Genomic DNA, 15,150 nt, shown 5'->3' on the forward strand with positions numbered 1-15,150 from the left:
TAGCGTATCTAATATTCAGTCTCGCGTATACCCGTCGATTGTTTGACACTTACTCTCTTTTCCAGTCTCTCCCCTGAAAAAGCAAACCGCCCCCCTGAAAAAACAAACAGAAAAGCCATCCGGCAAAAGGAGAAATTTCCTTAGCCCGATGGCTTTTGCATTTTTCTAATTACAGCTTTTTCCTAATTACAGCTTTCTGGGATGGTTGCGGTTTGGCGTTCTGACTTTCGAGGCCAGCGAAGGCACTTTGTTGCGGGGGACAAAGCGGGACTGAAACAGGGCCCAGCGTACGATAACCAGATCGATGTAAAACACCAGAATGACGGACAGAGACGAAAAAATCAGCGTCAGCAGTTCGAAATGGTAAAACCAGGAAAGCAGGGACACTGAAAGACGTCCGGTGCTTTCCATCAGGAAATACGTAAACAGATCCCCCATAAACAGCAGGAAAATGAGCCAGACTGTTCTTCGTTCGCTCGATTTGAGCCAGACCGGAAAAAGACCGCCAAGCCAGGCCATGATCGGAAAGGAAAACGTGCAGGCCGGAAACGTACCGGTAACGAGTCCGTCGTAACAAAGTCCTGCTAACATCCCGACCAGAATACGGGTCAGCCACGGCTTGTCATGGGTGTACACCATCACGCCGATCAGATAGAAATGCCAGATGACGGAGAGCGACTGAAAGGTAAAGTCGAGGGGCAGCGTATAGGCGAGCATGGAATCGAGCATCCCCAGAATAAAGAAGCCGCCGACAATTGCGTAGGGCTTCTTCATTGTTCCGGCGTTCCTTCCGTAAAGATGCTGACGTAGGTGAAGCCGTTCATGTTGTCGACCGGTTCGACATAAATCGTGGAAACGATCGCGTCGTCATTCACGACCGAAGACGTAACGGTCCCGATCATCAGACCCGCCGCGTATTGGCCGCCTTTCTGGGAGGTAGCCACTTTCTGTCCGGGCAGAACGATGGCTTCGTGATCAAAGAGAAGCACTTCGTAGCGGTTCTGGCTGGCGTCATAGCCGCGCAGAACGCCTTCGACCGTCGTTCCGTCGTCCATCGAAATCTGCACCGTAATGTCGTTGGGCAGTTCGTTTCCGGTCAGCAGGGCCACAACCGATGTCGTATCCTGTACGCTTTCGACCAGGCCGACGACGCCCTGGCTCGATACAACGAGCATGCCCTTTTCGACGCCGCTTGCGCTGCCGGCGGAAACGGTCACGCTCTGATTCCAGGCCTGAACGGGACGGCTGATCACTTCGCAGCTGATCTGCTTCGCGTCTGGCATCGCGTTTTTCAGCTCCAGCAGGCCCTGCAGTTCCAGATTGCGGTTGCGTTCCTGGGCATACAGCGTCTGGTAGGAGCGCTGGTTGGCCAGTTCGTCATTAAGATACGTATTGTCCTGGTACACATGCCAGAGATTGGAAAAATCGCTGACCGCGTTCGCCGCGGAAGTCAGCGGCTTATCAAACAGGCCATAGCGCAAATACGTCCACGCGCTGTAGCCGATATTGGAAATGGAATTCTGACGTACGGAAAGCATCAGGCATCCGAACAGAAAGAAAACAGAAATAAAAAGAATGAGAATTCTCTGCAGTTTGGTAAATCGTCGCATACGTTCGCCCTCCGGATTTGTCTCATTATACCGGATTTTGAAAGCGTACGGCGGCTAAGCCAGCTCTGTGTACTCACTTTCCGGCTCGTCGAGCAGACCGTGCGATCGAAAGCTGAAACAGCCGTTTCGCGTGGCGATGACGTGATCGAGCAGACTGATTTTGTGAAGTCTTGCGGCTTCGAGAAGCATCTGTGTACTTTCCAGATCCGCCAGCGAAGGAATCGGATCGCCGGACGGATGATTGTGGACGAGGACGATGGAACTCGCGGACGTCATGAGCGCGTCCCGAAAAATTTCCCGCGGGTGGATCAGCGACTGATCGAGCGTGCCCACAAACAGATCCTTGTGCCGGATGATCCGCCGTTTGACATCGAGATAGAGCACCGCGAAGTGTTCCTGACTTTTGGTTCCGTATTCCGCCTGCAGCCACGTTTCAATATCGTCCAGGCTTCGAATGGAAACGCTCATCGTCCGTGCCTGCAGGGAGCGGGCGTACAGTTCTCTGGCCGCGCAGATCTGGAGCGCCTTGGCCTGACCGATCCCTTCAATTTCCATCAGTTCTTCGGGCGCAATGGAATAGAGACGGCGCAGATTGTCTGTCTTCTGCAAAATGGACTGCGCCAGAGATTCCACCGCGTGCGTTTTCGTCCCGGATCCGAGGACCAGACAAAGCAGATCCTGATTTTCCAGACGCTCAATTCCCTGCAGCATCGCTTTTTCCCGGGGCCGGTCCATCTGTGTTCGTTCTTTCATTTTCATATCCTTTTATACGGACAGAACCGGCTTCGGTACGAACCGGAGCGGATCCGTTGAAAAGCAGCAGGCGGGTCTATTTCCCTTCGTTCCGCTTATCCCGTGTCCGGCTTATCCCGCTCTTGTCTTCCGCTCTGCTCTTCCTCTCGGGTCTGGATCGGGTCTGGGGTTTCTTTTTCCCTTTTGGCCAAAGATGGTGTATCCTCATTCATGCGGCCGGATTTTCCGGTCCGACGAAGGTTTTGCCGGTTCTCGTAAACCGCTTCTTCTTCAGGCGCTTCTCGCGGCGTTGCTGGACGGAATCAAAAAAATTCATTTTTTTGAGATTACAGGGTTGCTCCTTTCCGGGGACCATGCTAATATAGTCAAGCAATCGCACGAAGCAAATAAATAAAACATCCTTGGAGAAGTACTCAAGTGGTTGAAGAGGCGCCCCTGCTAAGGGTGTAGGTCGGGAAACTGGCGCGAGAGTTCAAATCTCTCCTTCTCCGCCATCTTTTGGTCCAATGGCGCAATTGGTTAGCGTACCTCCCTGTCACGGAGGGGGTTGCGGGTTCGAGTCCCGTTTGGACCGCCATTTATGCAGATGTAGTTCAATGGTAGAACACGACCTTGCCATGGTCGATACGGGGGTTCGATTCCCCTCATCTGCTCCACTTGAATACGCACTCGCGAGAAATCGCGAGTTTTTTTATAGCTTCTCTTTCCCCTTCACACAAAAAAAGCGGTCCTCGTCTGGATGATTTCCTTTCGGAATGATCCGGATCCAGAGGACCGCCTTTATTTTCAATTGGGATCTGGCGAAGAAATGCGGCAGATCTATTTCTGTAAAACGGATTTCTGCCAAGCTAAGTTTCCATCTCTGCGATTTTATGCGGGTTCAGGTGCTGCGTTCGGTTTTACGATTGGGACGCGTTATGACTTTCTATCAGTTTTTGCAGGGCGTCTTTCAGCTCCGCCTTTTCCTCGTCGGTCATTTCCCGCTCCTTGGCATCGTGATCTTCCGTCGTTCCCTGATGGCCGTCTGCGACTTTGCCATCGACGACCGATACGACTAACGGCACGTAAAGCGTCGGTTCGCCTTTGAGGTTGTTTCGAATGTAGTCGGGAAGATACGGTTCAATCCGATCGCGCTGTTCATCGGTGTACAGCCGCTCTTTCTGATCGTCGCGCGTCTGTACGTAGAGCACTTCGATATCGTTCTTTTCGGCTTCTTCTTTCAGAATCGGTACGAGCTCATCGCACCAGGGACAGGCGGGAAAACCGAAGTAGAGAACGCCGGATTTTCCCTCTTCAAAAAACGCGATGGCATCTTCAAAGGAAATCGGCGTAAAATCCGCCACGTCTTTCTTATACGCTTCCGCTTTGGCATCGCTCTGCTCTTCTTTTGTGTCCACTGGGCAGCCGAAGCCTTCCCCTTCACAGGCGGATAGAGCCGAAGACGATGTCGTCGAAGAAGAACTCGATGAAGCGATCGCATTAGGGGCAGACGTGCATCCGGCTAAAAGCAGGGTTCCGGCCAGCAGGGTGATAAATGTCTTGAAGGGTTTCATTACGCCTCCTTGAGCGAGTGCCGCTTTTTCTCGTAGGCAATTTTGCTGGGCTTATACAGCAGGCGGTTGACCGGCAGATCGAACTCGCCGATGTATTCGTGAATTTCCGGAGCGAAGTTGTCCTTGAAATGGGTCAGTCCATCATCCAGGGAGCCTTCTACGCCGCCCATCGAAAATTCGGTACAGCCTTTATCGAACGCCCACTGGAAGTTTTCCACGTACGTTTTGTACTGCGGCATGAAGCGGCGGAAGCGCTCATCCATGCCCGCATATAACATTTCCGCGCTCTTTCCGTATTTCACGCTCAGAACGCCGGCGATCGGCCGTGCCTTGTCGTCGCCGACCGTTTCGATCAGTTCTTCAATGATCCGGATATCCTTCGCGGCGGATTCTTTCTGCTCTTCCAGGGTAAAACGCTTTTTCTTCTGGTTTTCCGGAAGGGCCGCGATCTGTTCTTCGAGCGCGTCGTAGCGTGCCTGGCATTCCTGACGGATTTTTGCCGGATCGCAAACCGCTAACATGATAATCGCGTCATCGCCGTAATTGTCGAGAAGCTTTTTGAAGTACTCCTTATTGCGCAGCGAAACGTGCTTGCGCTCTTCCGTCATTTCGACCATCGCCGCAAAGTCATCGAGAAGCTCATGTCGACCGCTGACGATCTGCAGGTGACGCTTTTCGGCTTCCTTGATCAGCTTGCGGGTCTTTTTCGGCATCGCCGCCAGCACATCTTCGGGCTTGTCGAGAATGGAGTGAAAACGCGCCTGAATGGCTTCTTCAATTTTCATGGAGTAGCCCTGGAAAATCGCGCCGGCGTTTTCGAGCGGCTGCACGTATTTTTCGTTGCCGTTTCTTGGTCGGGACGTATCGGAAGACGGATACTTTCCGATTTCAATGCCCGGATCCATTTTGATAAACAGCGTTTTATGGCTGCGTCCGATTTTTTTCAAACCATCGAAAAACTGTTTAATCACTTCGGGATCGTCGTAGTCGAGAATCGGTCCGCGCGGAATGTACATCATGGTAAAGCCAAACGGCAGCGCCTTGATCAGCACCAGGGCGGTAGCACAAAGCGTGTCGTTTTTATACAGACCGCAGTGCAGATGATCCCAGTTGGATTTCACCGCGGCCCAGTTATAGCTCTGAAGCAGATTGCATAGCGGCGAGCTCTGCACGAAGGCATCGTATTCGCTTTTTGCAAGATTCGTTGCAAAACGATAAGTCGTCATAAAGCCTGTGTCCTTTCCTTCCCCATCCTCCGGCTAGAATTCGGATTTCTGCATCTTTAAGACGGGTCTGAACATCTACGGAAAATTACCGGATACAGATCCGGCAGTTTCGGGTTTAAAATGCCTGTCTATTATACAGGCTGAACGTTTCTTCTGGCCCAATTTGGGCCATTCGTCCAGATTGAGCCTGCCCAAAGAAAACGCCACCCCGATCCGGGATGGCGGTTTTCGATCATAAAGCTGGGTGTCTGTTCTACTTCTTTTCGGGAAGCGGAACCAGTTCTTCGGCCCGTTCGCGGTTCTTGATTTCCGGAATACGGGCTTCCAGATAATCCACGAGAAATTTCGCGGTTTCAAACGGACCCATCTTGTCAGAGCGAATGGTCATGTCGTAGTTTCTGGCATCGCCCCATTTGTGTTCGCAATAGCTGTTGTGATACGTTTTGCGCTTGCGGTTATGGCGTTTCATTTTCGCGTACGCTTCTTCGCGGTCCACGTGATGTTCCTTCATGATGCGAGGAATCTTGAACGCTTCATCCGCGGAAATGAACAGCGTGACAAGCGACGGATATTCCGCAAGAACTTCTTCGGCGCAATGGCCGAGGACAATGAAGGATTTTCCTTCCGACGCGATTTTGCGCAGGAAGTCAAACTCCATGGCCGCCAGCGCGTATTCATTGGAGTTGGTCAGTCCTTTTACCGTGCGGCTTGCGAATTTCCAGCGCGGCGATTCATCCCGGTAATACAGGTCTTCGACGTCTTTCTGATGCCGGATGCCAAGATTTTGCAGGATGTTTTTTTCATAGACCGGCAGTCCAAAATAATGGCCAAGCAGATCGGCGATTTCACGGCCGCCGCTTCCAAACTCACGGTCAATGGCCAGGATAATCTGGCCCTCCGTCTGTTTCTGGTCAGTAGTCATAATCAGCCTCCCAAAACGACGTACCGCAGGATAATGACGACTGTAGAAATGGTCAGGACGATAATCGTCGCCGGCACATTATACTTGCAGTATTTCTTCCATCCGATCGGGTAGCCGTTTTTCATTGCCACCGCGGTTCCGACAACGTTGGCGCTCGCGCCGATCGGCGTGGCACTGCCGCCGATATCCGTACCGATGCTCAGTGCCCAGGCCAGGGTGTTGATTGGAATGCCCTGCGCGCTGGCCAGCGTCGTGATGACTGGAATCATCGTAGCCGAGAACGGAATATTGTCGACGAAGGCACTCGCAAATGCCGAAATCCACAAAATAATGACAATGACTAAAATAATATTACCACCCGAGATATCGCTGATGAAGTACGCGATGCGTTCGAGTACGCCCGTCTGTTCCAGACCGCCGACGACCACAAACAGACCGATGAAAAACAGAAGTGTCTTGTAGTCGACCTTTTTGAGAATCTTGCCGGCGTGTTTCGCGTTGGCGATCAGCGTGATCAGCGCGATGAACGTACCGATAAACGCGACCGTCAGACCCGTCGAGGAATGCGAAACGAGCAGAACGATGGCAATCAGGAAAATGCCGATCGAAAGAATAAAGGCCGTCTGATTTTTGATGGCTTCCTTTGGCTGCGGCAGCGTTTTCGGATCAATCGTCTGCTTGTCAGCTTCCTTGAATTCTTTACGGAAGCAGAGCCAGAAGAAGAAAATCGTCGCGATCAGCGAAACCCCGGCGATCAGACCGGTATTCGTCAGAAAGTCGCCAAACGTCAGGCCTAAGGACGTACCAATAATAATGTTTGGGGGATCCCCGCACATGGTCGCCGATCCGCCCAGATTGGAGCAGAACACTTCGGCAAGAATCATCGGTACCGGATTGAACTTCAGTACTTTGGCGAGTTCAACCGTTACAGCCGCCAGAAAGAGGATAACCGTAATCGAGTCAATGAACATCGACAGGAACGCCGACATTAACATGAACACCACAAAGATCTTGCTGGCCTTGTAGTGAACCAGTTTTGCCAGCCGCAGGCAGAGCCACTGAAAGAAACCGGCTTCCGCCATGCCTTCGACCATAACCATCATGCCGGCGATAAAAATAATCGTCGACCAGTTGATGCCGCCTGTTCCGCCGCCTTCCCCTGTGGTATGCCAGAATTCCGGAGTGAAAATCGCCCCGAGATTCAGCGTCTGCCAGATGGCATCCCAGGAATGCAGGCAGAGTGCGAACACAAGAACGAGCGTCGCGAGACCGCATCCGAGGGTGATGTAATGGTGAGGCCACTTATCCAGGATTACCAGAAGGAACATGACAAGAAAAATTCCAACCGCAATCCAGGGTGCTAGAACCTCCATAAAAAACCTCCCTGTATCAAAAATTTGAAAAACGTTCGAACCGAATCTGTTCAAACATCATGAACGTTTTGCCGCGCGTTCCCGCGGATCCGGACAGGAAAATCTACAGAACGCCTATAAATCTTCTATCTAGGTAAAGGAATTGTAATCTTTCCGCAAATTAAGGACAGGCGGTTGACCGAGGGAATTTCCGGCAAGCCCTTTCACTTTGAACGTGCTCTTATCACTTGCTGAAATGTACACAGAACTGGTTATTTTCGGCACGAAACAGACCCTTCTTCCCCTCTTCAAACCGAGCGAAGAAAACCTTCAATTTGCACTTTTTATTCAAGTTGTGGCTTCTTGTCAACAAAAAATCCAAACGCCATTTTTTGGTGATTTCATCCGCTTTTGAATCGTCTACAATAGAGCCAAGGAGGTCTTTTATGGCTGAAAACACTTTAAAAAATATTGTGAAAAAGCAGAAGAGCGGCCAGTCGGTCGGCATCTATTCTGCCTGCTCGTCCAACCCCTTCGTTATCGAAGCGGTTCTCGAGAAAGCCCGCGATGACAACGCGGTCTGCCTGATCGAATCCACCGCCAACCAGGTGGACCAGAACGGCGGCTACTCCGGCATGACACCGAAGGATTTCAAGGAATTCGTTCTTGCCAAAGCTGCTGAAATTGGAACCGATCCGAAACTGATCTATCTTGGCGGCGACCATCTCGGCCCGCTGACCGTGCAGAACCTGCCGGAAAAAGAAGCAATGGCTTACGCGCGTCAGCTCGTTCACGACTACGTAAAAGCCGGCTTCACCAAAATCCACATTGATACCAGCATGAAAGTCGCTGACGACGATCCAAACGTTCGTCTGAGCGACGAAACGATCGCACGCCGCGGCGCCGAACTCGCGCAGGTTTGCGAAGAAGCCTACCAGGAACTGAAAAAGGAAAACCCGGATGCGGTTCGTCCGGTTTACATTGTCGGCAGTGAAGTACCGATTCCTGGCGGCGCTACCGGCGACAACTCCGGCATGCAGGTAACGAAAGTCGAAGACTTCAAAAACACCGTCGCTACTTTTGAAAAAGCGTTCAAGGACAAAGGTCTCGATACCACCTGGGCCGATGTTATCGGTGTCGTTGTACAGCCTGGCGTAGAAGAAAAAGATGCCGGCTGCACCGAATACGACCGTGCGAAAGCCAAAGAGCTCATGGCCAGCATCAAGGACTTCGACAACCTCGTATTCGAAGGCCATTCCACTGACTACCAGACCAAGTACAAACTGAGAGAACTCGTTGAAGACGGCGTCGGCATCCTGAAAGTCGGACCGGCTCTGACTTACGCCGCCCGCGAAGCGCTGTTCGCACTGGCCTATATGGAAGAAATGATGTTCCACGGGCGCGAAGACGAAGCCAGCCACTTCATTGACACCCTTGAAAAAGCCATGCTCAAAAACCCGAAAAACTGGGCGAAGCATTATCACGGAAACGAAGACGAACTCTGGTTCAAACGGAAATTCTCCTTCTCCGATCGTTCCCGCTACTACATGCCGGATCCAGACGTTCAGGCAGCCATGAAGAAACTGTTCGCCAACCTCGAAAAGGAAGGCGTAAACCTGGCCGTTCTCTCCCAGTTCATGCCGATCCAGTACACCAAGGTACGCGAAGGCAAACTCGAAGCGAAACCAGAAGAACTGATCAAGGACCGCGTAAAGAACACGATCGACGAATACCTCTACGCCTCCCATCAGGACGAACTCTAAGTTTTATCCATTCAAAGACTGGCCCATTGAAATCCCAGATCGCCAGTCTGAACACACTCACTTGCCGGAGATGTCGCACGATGTCTCCGGCTTTTTTTGCGCTTTGGAGCGCGTGTCTTTTCTATTTCGTTTTACCGACAAAGATTCAGTTCGGTTTGTCCTTTTCAGGCAGCTGTACGCAGAGTCATTTTCAATCGTAGACTCGCCTCCTTCGTTAAAAGCGCCGGGATTGCTTACAGCGCTCTTTCGACATCCAGACAGTCGTCGCAGGTTTGGAAAAAATGCGAACATTCCGGGTCGTTTTTGATACCATTTATTCATGACTACCTATAAACACAAACGAATATCCAACGGCTGGCTGGTTTTTGGCCTGCTGCTTGGTACGGCAGGTCTCGCCATTGGTACTTTTGGCGATCTGCCTCTGGATCAGATGATTTACGATCCTTTCAACGTCTGGGCCAGAATTCTGGCCGCCTGCGGTCCCGCTCCTGCATTCTGGGGCATCGGTGCCGCCGGTCTGCTGACTCTGGACATCTGGAAAGGAAAGAAGACCATGATTCTGGGCTGGCTGTTCGCGTTTGCGACCAACGTCATCGGCCCGGTTTACATGGCTCAGTCCATTAACGAAGAACTCGGACTGACCTGGTGGATGTGCTGGCTCAGCGGCCTGCTCATTTCCCTTCTTCCCGCGCTTCTCTTCTGGTATCTGATGCGCAAGGCCGATCGCAAGGACAAAATCAGGGCGATCTGGATTCTGCTCATCGTCTGCGGCGGTTCGACAGCCGTGATTCAGGTTGTGAAACGCATCTGGTTCCGTCCACGCTATTTCGCGCTTCTGGAAAATCCGGAACTGACGTTCCGTACGTGGTACGACTTTGGTAAATCCGGCGTTTCCCAGTTCATGGCTCTGTATGAAACGAACCACGATCTGTTCCGCTCCTTTCCTTCCGCCCACGCAGCTTCGGCTGCCTGCCTGTTTGTCTGGGCCATTATTCCCTGCTTCACCAAACGCGGCAGCGTTTCTCTGGCGATGATCGTCGCCTACCTCGGTTCGCTCGCTGTCATGGGCAGCCGCATGGTACGGGGCGCGCATTTTCTTTCGGATATCAGCGTCGGCTTCCTGATTACCTTTGTTCTCTTCTGCATCTGCGCCTGGGCCTTCGGTCTCACGCGCTATGACGACAGTCAGTACGAATATGAAGACGAAGACGATTTTGAAGAAAGAACGTCCCGTCCATCCAAATCGTCCCGCTCCAGAAAAGCGGCACGTCACGACGACTTCGATGAAGAGGAAGCAGAAGACGAGGATGTCGATTTCGAAGAAGACTTTGAACCGCGTCCCCGCAAAAAAGCGAACGCAGAAAAAGTGCCCGCTGAAAATGAAGAAAGCGAAGCAAGTGAAGAAACACCTGCAGCCTCTGCTTCGGATCCAGCTAAAGCACCTGCTTCTTCGAAAGACGATCGCAAAGCCAAAGCGGAAGAGCCGGATGCCCCAGGAGAGCATCGCCGTCTTTCCCGCCGTGAACGTTCTGCACACCGCCGCAAAACGGTCGAAGAACTCTTTGACGATTCCATTTTTGAAGATTAATTGAACGGATTTTTCGGGAACGAAGCGCAAAGCTTCGTTCCTTTTTTCATGACCCTTGTTTTCATAGCCGCTAACATACGGACAATGGCGAACGCCATTTTCCAGCGACTGCTGGGAAAATCCAAGTCCATCTCTTTGTCTGGGCTGGATTTCTCCGATGCACCGGCATGGCGCTAGCGGTTTTCCCTTCGTGCCATACAGGTATAATAAAATCGGTTCAGGAAAGACACGTTCCTGATTCTTCCGTATCCTGCAGAGCGCCGATCGATCGACGCCACGCGATTCGATTTGGTCTGCCTGTGTGCCTGGAAGAAATTCCACTGGAAAGAAGGCTGTTTTATGTTGGCAATTGATTCCGCACTGGATTCTCTGATTACGCTTGGAGGATCCATTCTCGCTTTGTTAATTATCCTCGGGGTGTTTTATCTGATCGTAAAATCTTCCGGCAAGTAAAAGCTCCCCAGACAGAGCACTTATTCACAGAAACGAGGACGATATGGAACTGGATTTATTGTGGTGTGTCCTGATCGGATACGCCTTTGGCAACATTCTCACGGCTTCACTGGTCGGCCGCCTCTTTGAAAAAGACCTGTTTAAAAGCGGCTCCGGGAATCCGGGCATGACCAACACGATCAAGGTTCTCGGCAAAAAAGCCGGAATCTTCGTTCTGCTTGGCGACATTCTCAAAACCTGCGCCGCGGTTTATATATGTGTACTGCTCTTTCCCGCGTATACGAAGCTGATCCCGCTGTATACCGGATGCGGCACGCTGCTCGGCCACTGCTTTCCTATATGGCATCATTTTCAGGGCGGCAAGGGCGTAGCCGTTACCGCCGCATCGTTTGTCCTGTACTGGCCGCTGGCCGGTTTCAGTGCGCTGGCCGCGGGAGCGCTTGGTGTCCTGATGAAATTTGGCGTAAAAATCGCCGCGCTTCTGATCGACGTCGTCTTCATGATTTTCATGGCGTTTCGCTTTTCGTGGATCACGTTTCTTCCCGCCCTGTTCATGGCCGTGCTGATGGCGTGGCTTAACCTTCGCCCAAACCGCCTCAAGGATGGAAAACCGCTCGCAGAATCTTCTAGCGCTGCCCAGAGCTCTGCATCGACTTTGAAAAGCAAAAAAGAGCGAAAAGAAGAGCGTATAGAAAAAGAAGAGGAAGAACTTCTTGAAGCGCTCGATGCCGACATAGAGCCCGCAATTCAGGAAGCAGAATCCAGGACATCACAGTCGATTACCGAAGGCGCGAACAGCACAGAAAAGTAATCTGCGCTCAAGCTCCCTTTGAACAAAATAAAAATCGCACATCCATCGTCCGACGCGTTTTTCGAAACTGCGTTTGGCGGGAATGTGCGATTTTTGTTTTCTGCATTCGTTTATGGCTTGGAATCCGGGAGACTGGCTTCGCGAAAGGCAGATTACCAGTTGACCGCGATATCGAGCTGCGTGTGATTGTTGAGCGCAAAGGTTCCGGTGTCGCAGACGATGCCCATGCCAAGGGACGTCTGGATCAGAGAGCCACGAGGACGGGTGGGCAGATGGGCGGCGACCATGACATAATCGCCTAACATTTTTACGCCGTCTTCTCGCACCCAGTATTTGTCATTGTTGCCGATCGAACGCATGATGCGAACGACGCCGTCCATCGGAAGATTGTAGTACGTCTCTTTTCCGGAAGGACCCATAATGGTTCCGGCACTGCGGTTAAGAACCGCTCCATTCCACTGGGGCGTATCGAGCTTGATTTCCAGATCTTCTTCTTCGAGATCGGCCATCGTTCCGGCGGGCTGTGACGCGTTTTTAGCCTGGCTGACTTTCATCTCCGCATCCAGACGCCGCTTTTCGCGATCCGCTTCCTTTTTCTGGTAGTCTTTCAGCGCGTCTTTTTCTTCCTGACTGACTGCTACGCAAGTGGGATGAACGTGATACGTCTGTCCATCGATTTCCATGAGCAGGGTGTCATCGAGCGAATAGCCGATCAGCGTACCCTGCGAATACGGTTTGGGGCTCTGAAACAGACTGATCTGGCGCGTTTTCATATTTTCTTTTTTGCACTGCTCAAGGCACGGTGCGGTCACAGCGGGAATCTGCATCGTTCCCAGTGCCGCGCTTTTTTCAAAGCCGTTTGCCGGCTTTTCGCCCTCTTTCGCGTAAAGCGAGAGCGCAGGTATCATCAGGCCGGATAAGACGACGGCCAGTAAAGAGGCAATCCATTTTTTCATAATTTCTTTCACTCCTGTGCGCGTTCTCTAAATCATCCTTTCCTCCATAATCCAGAAAAGGACATCCTGAAAAGCCGATCCTCTCTTCAAAAGACATCCCTTACCCGCTCCTGAAAAGCGGGCGGCAAGGGGGGCAAAGAAGGATGACTTTGCGTAAGGCGTGCGCATGAAAACTCCGTTCTGGAATTTTTCTGCGTTTCAGTCTAACAAATCCGCAACGATCGGCTCAACCCGAAATCCATTCCGGCCAGAAACCGTGCATTTTTAACCAACACACTGTTACAGAGTTATTACTATCCGTATTCCATTTTGTTTTAGATCTTTCCTGTTTTCGATCTCTTCCGATTTCATCCAGCGAAATCCTACAATTTCCGTTATTTATTCCGTATCTCTCCCCTATTTCTAACGCTTTTTGACACATTCATCTACCGCAAAAAGTCTGAAAAAGACGATTTTATCAACCTGTACAAAGCCTTTACAAAAAAGCGCATCCGCCGTATTCGCGCCGTTTTCCCACAAAAAAAGCCGGGTGTTCACCCGGCTCTGGTTCAGAGGAAATGCAATTAGTTGGACTGTTTATCCATGTCGGCTTCTACAGCTGCCATGTCGAGCTGATAGAAAGCGTCAACGCCTGGATACTGAGCTACGGATACGGTTCCGCGTTTGTTCAGTTCGTCTTCAATGCGCATCAGGCGGTTGTACTTCGCGATACGGTCAGTTCTGGAGAGAGATCCAGTCTTGATCTGGCCAGCGTTTGTACCAACAGCGATGTCAGCGATTGTGGAGTCTTCGGTTTCGCCGGAACGGTGGGAAACAACTGTGGTGTAGTTGTGTTTCTGAGCGAGTTCGATGGCGTCGAATGTTTCAGTCAGAGTACCGATCTGGTTAACCTTGATCAGGATTGCGTTGGCGATGCCTTTAGCGATACCTTCTGCAAGGATTTTCGGGTTTGTAACGAACAGGTCGTCACCAACCAGCTGGATGCGTTTGCCGAGTGTATCGGTCAGTTTCTTCCAGCCGTCCCAGTCGCGTTCGCCAAGACCGTCTTCGATGGAGATGATCGGATATTTTTCTACCCATTCCTGGTACATAGCGATCATTTCTTCGGAAGTCTTGTTTCCGCCGCCGGATTTCTTCAGTTCGTACAGACCAGTTTCGTGGTTGTGGAACTCAGAAGCAGCAACGTCCATGGCGATCATGATGTCTTTGCCAGGAACATAGCCGGCTTTCTTAGTAGCTTCAACGAGCAGTTTCAGAGGTTCTTCGTTTCCGTCTTTGCAGGAAGGAGCGAAACCGCCTTCGTCACCAACGTTGGTGTTGTAGCCTTTTGCTTTCAGAACGGACTTCAGGTTGTGGAAGACTTCAGCAGCCATGCGAACAGCTTCTTTTTCAGAAGTTGCACCAACAGGCATGATCATGTATTCCTGGAAGTCTACGGTGGAGTCAGCGTGGCTTCCGCCGTTGATAACATTGCACATTGGTACAGGCATAACGTGTGCGTTGCAGCCGCCTACATAGTTGTAGAAAGGAATTCCGTAGTAGTCAGCAGCAGCCCATGCAGCAGCCATGGATACAGCCAGTGTAGCGTTGGCACCGAGATTGGATTTGAAATCTGTGCCGTCGAGTTCAAGCATGGTCTTGTCGATCAGGATCTGATCTGTAACATCCATACCGATGATAGCAGGAGCGATTTTTGTGTTTACATTGGCAACAGCCTGTGTTGTTCCTTTTCCGAGGTAACGAGATTTGTCGCCATCACGCAGTTCGAGGGCTTCACGTTCACCAGTAGAAGCACCGCTTGGTACCATTGCGCGACCATATGCGCCGGATTCAGTTGTGATTTCGCACTCTACAGTCGGGTTTCCACGGGAATCCAGGACTTCGCGTGCATAGACATCCGTAATAATAGGCATATTGAAATATTTCCTCCTTTGCCTTGATACAGGCAAATTATAGCACAGCGGCCGCTTGATTCGATAAAGACCTTAGCCGGATGCACCGTTTTCTGCCTTTTCAAAAAAGGGGGTTCAGTCCGCCCGTTCAAAGCCCGCTTTCAAAAAGTTCATTTTTGGACAAATTCAAGGATTTCCCTAATCTTAAGCCGATTGGATACACATATCACTCAGGAAAATTCCACTGTACCGATTTGATCATCTGCAGACA

The 15,150-nt window shown here is 51.2% G+C and carries 12 protein-coding genes and 3 tRNA genes; 6 read left to right on the top strand and 9 right to left on the bottom strand.

Annotated elements, in window-relative coordinates; all coding sequences use genetic code 11:
* Positions 1–186: 186 nt before the first annotated feature.
* The 3 genes from Q2J39_RS05400 to radC are packed head-to-tail and all read right to left on the bottom strand — an operon-like array spanning position 187 to position 2,363.
* Positions 187–774, bottom strand: coding sequence for a hypothetical protein (locus tag Q2J39_RS05400; protein WP_230267239.1), 588 nt, complete (start codon positions 772–774; stop codon positions 187–189).
* Entirely contained in the window at positions 771–1,610 is an 840-nt protein-coding gene (gene mreC / locus Q2J39_RS05405; protein ID WP_230267240.1) for a rod shape-determining protein MreC, read from the bottom strand. The genes Q2J39_RS05400 and mreC overlap by 4 nt, the downstream gene beginning before the upstream one ends.
* Before the next feature lie 54 nt (positions 1,611–1,664).
* Positions 1,665–2,363, bottom strand: a complete 699-nt coding sequence (radC, locus tag Q2J39_RS05410) for a DNA repair protein RadC (RefSeq protein WP_288339307.1) — start codon at positions 2,361–2,363, stop codon at positions 1,665–1,667.
* Positions 2,364–2,766: 403 nt separating this feature from the next.
* On the opposite strand from radC, the gene Q2J39_RS05415 reads away from it, so the two are divergent.
* From Q2J39_RS05415 to Q2J39_RS05425, 3 genes are all read left to right on the top strand, one after another.
* Positions 2,767–2,857, top strand: a tRNA-Ser gene (locus Q2J39_RS05415).
* Between the two features lie 6 nt (positions 2,858–2,863).
* Positions 2,864–2,940: transfer RNA gene (locus Q2J39_RS05420), tRNA-Asp, on the top strand.
* A 5-nt stretch (positions 2,941–2,945) separates the two neighbouring features.
* Positions 2,946–3,019: transfer RNA gene (locus Q2J39_RS05425), tRNA-Gly, on the top strand.
* A 243-nt stretch (positions 3,020–3,262) separates the two neighbouring features.
* Here Q2J39_RS05425 and Q2J39_RS05430 read toward each other — a convergent pair.
* From Q2J39_RS05430 to Q2J39_RS05445, 4 genes are all read right to left on the bottom strand, one after another.
* A complete protein-coding gene (locus tag Q2J39_RS05430) occupies positions 3,263–3,916 on the bottom strand; it encodes a hypothetical protein (protein WP_288339305.1) in 654 nt (217 codons plus the stop codon).
* Complete coding sequence (locus Q2J39_RS05435; RefSeq protein ID WP_230267243.1) at positions 3,916–5,142, bottom strand: peptidoglycan bridge formation glycyltransferase FemA/FemB family protein; 1,227 nt, start codon at positions 5,140–5,142, stop codon at positions 3,916–3,918. Before Q2J39_RS05435 ends, Q2J39_RS05430 begins: the two co-directional genes overlap by 1 nt.
* A 253-nt stretch (positions 5,143–5,395) precedes the next feature.
* Positions 5,396–6,064 carry an AAA family ATPase gene (locus Q2J39_RS05440; protein ID WP_230267244.1) on the bottom strand — a complete coding sequence of 223 codons (669 nt, stop codon included), beginning with the start codon at positions 6,062–6,064 and terminating at the stop codon, positions 5,396–5,398.
* A gap of 2 nt (positions 6,065–6,066) precedes the next feature.
* The gene (locus tag Q2J39_RS05445; protein ID WP_288339301.1) at positions 6,067–7,437 is read right to left on the bottom strand and encodes an SLC13 family permease; all 1,371 of its coding nucleotides are present in this window, start codon (positions 7,435–7,437) and stop codon (positions 6,067–6,069) included.
* A 425-nt stretch (positions 7,438–7,862) separates the two neighbouring features.
* Between Q2J39_RS05445 and Q2J39_RS05450 the strand changes: the two genes are divergently transcribed.
* The 3 genes from Q2J39_RS05450 to Q2J39_RS05460 all read left to right on the top strand — a co-directional run bounded on the left by Q2J39_RS05450 (position 7,863) and on the right by Q2J39_RS05460 (position 12,031).
* Positions 7,863–9,179, top strand: a complete 1,317-nt coding sequence (locus tag Q2J39_RS05450; RefSeq protein WP_288339299.1) for a class II D-tagatose-bisphosphate aldolase, non-catalytic subunit — start codon at positions 7,863–7,865, stop codon at positions 9,177–9,179.
* Positions 9,180–9,498: 319 nt separating this feature from the next.
* Positions 9,499–10,767, top strand: coding sequence for a phosphatase PAP2 family protein (locus tag Q2J39_RS05455; RefSeq protein WP_288339297.1), 1,269 nt, complete (start codon positions 9,499–9,501; stop codon positions 10,765–10,767).
* Positions 10,768–11,263: 496 nt separating this feature from the next.
* Positions 11,264–12,031, top strand: coding sequence for a glycerol-3-phosphate acyltransferase (locus Q2J39_RS05460; protein ID WP_288339295.1), 768 nt, complete (start codon positions 11,264–11,266; stop codon positions 12,029–12,031).
* Between the two features lie 152 nt (positions 12,032–12,183).
* Here Q2J39_RS05460 and Q2J39_RS05465 read toward each other — a convergent pair whose 3' ends face one another.
* Both Q2J39_RS05465 and eno read right to left on the bottom strand, forming a co-directional pair.
* On the bottom strand, positions 12,184–12,987 hold the full coding sequence (locus Q2J39_RS05465) for a hypothetical protein (RefSeq protein ID WP_230267249.1): 804 nt from the start codon (positions 12,985–12,987) through the stop codon (positions 12,184–12,186).
* Positions 12,988–13,550: 563 nt separating this feature from the next.
* Positions 13,551–14,900, bottom strand: coding sequence for a phosphopyruvate hydratase (gene eno, locus Q2J39_RS05470; RefSeq protein WP_230267250.1), 1,350 nt, complete (start codon positions 14,898–14,900; stop codon positions 13,551–13,553).
* Positions 14,901–15,150 lie beyond the last annotated feature (250 nt).

This window comes from uncultured Allobaculum sp. (genome assembly GCF_948576815.1).
Classification (GTDB): domain Bacteria; phylum Bacillota_I; class Bacilli_A; order Erysipelotrichales; family Erysipelotrichaceae; genus Allobaculum; species Allobaculum fili.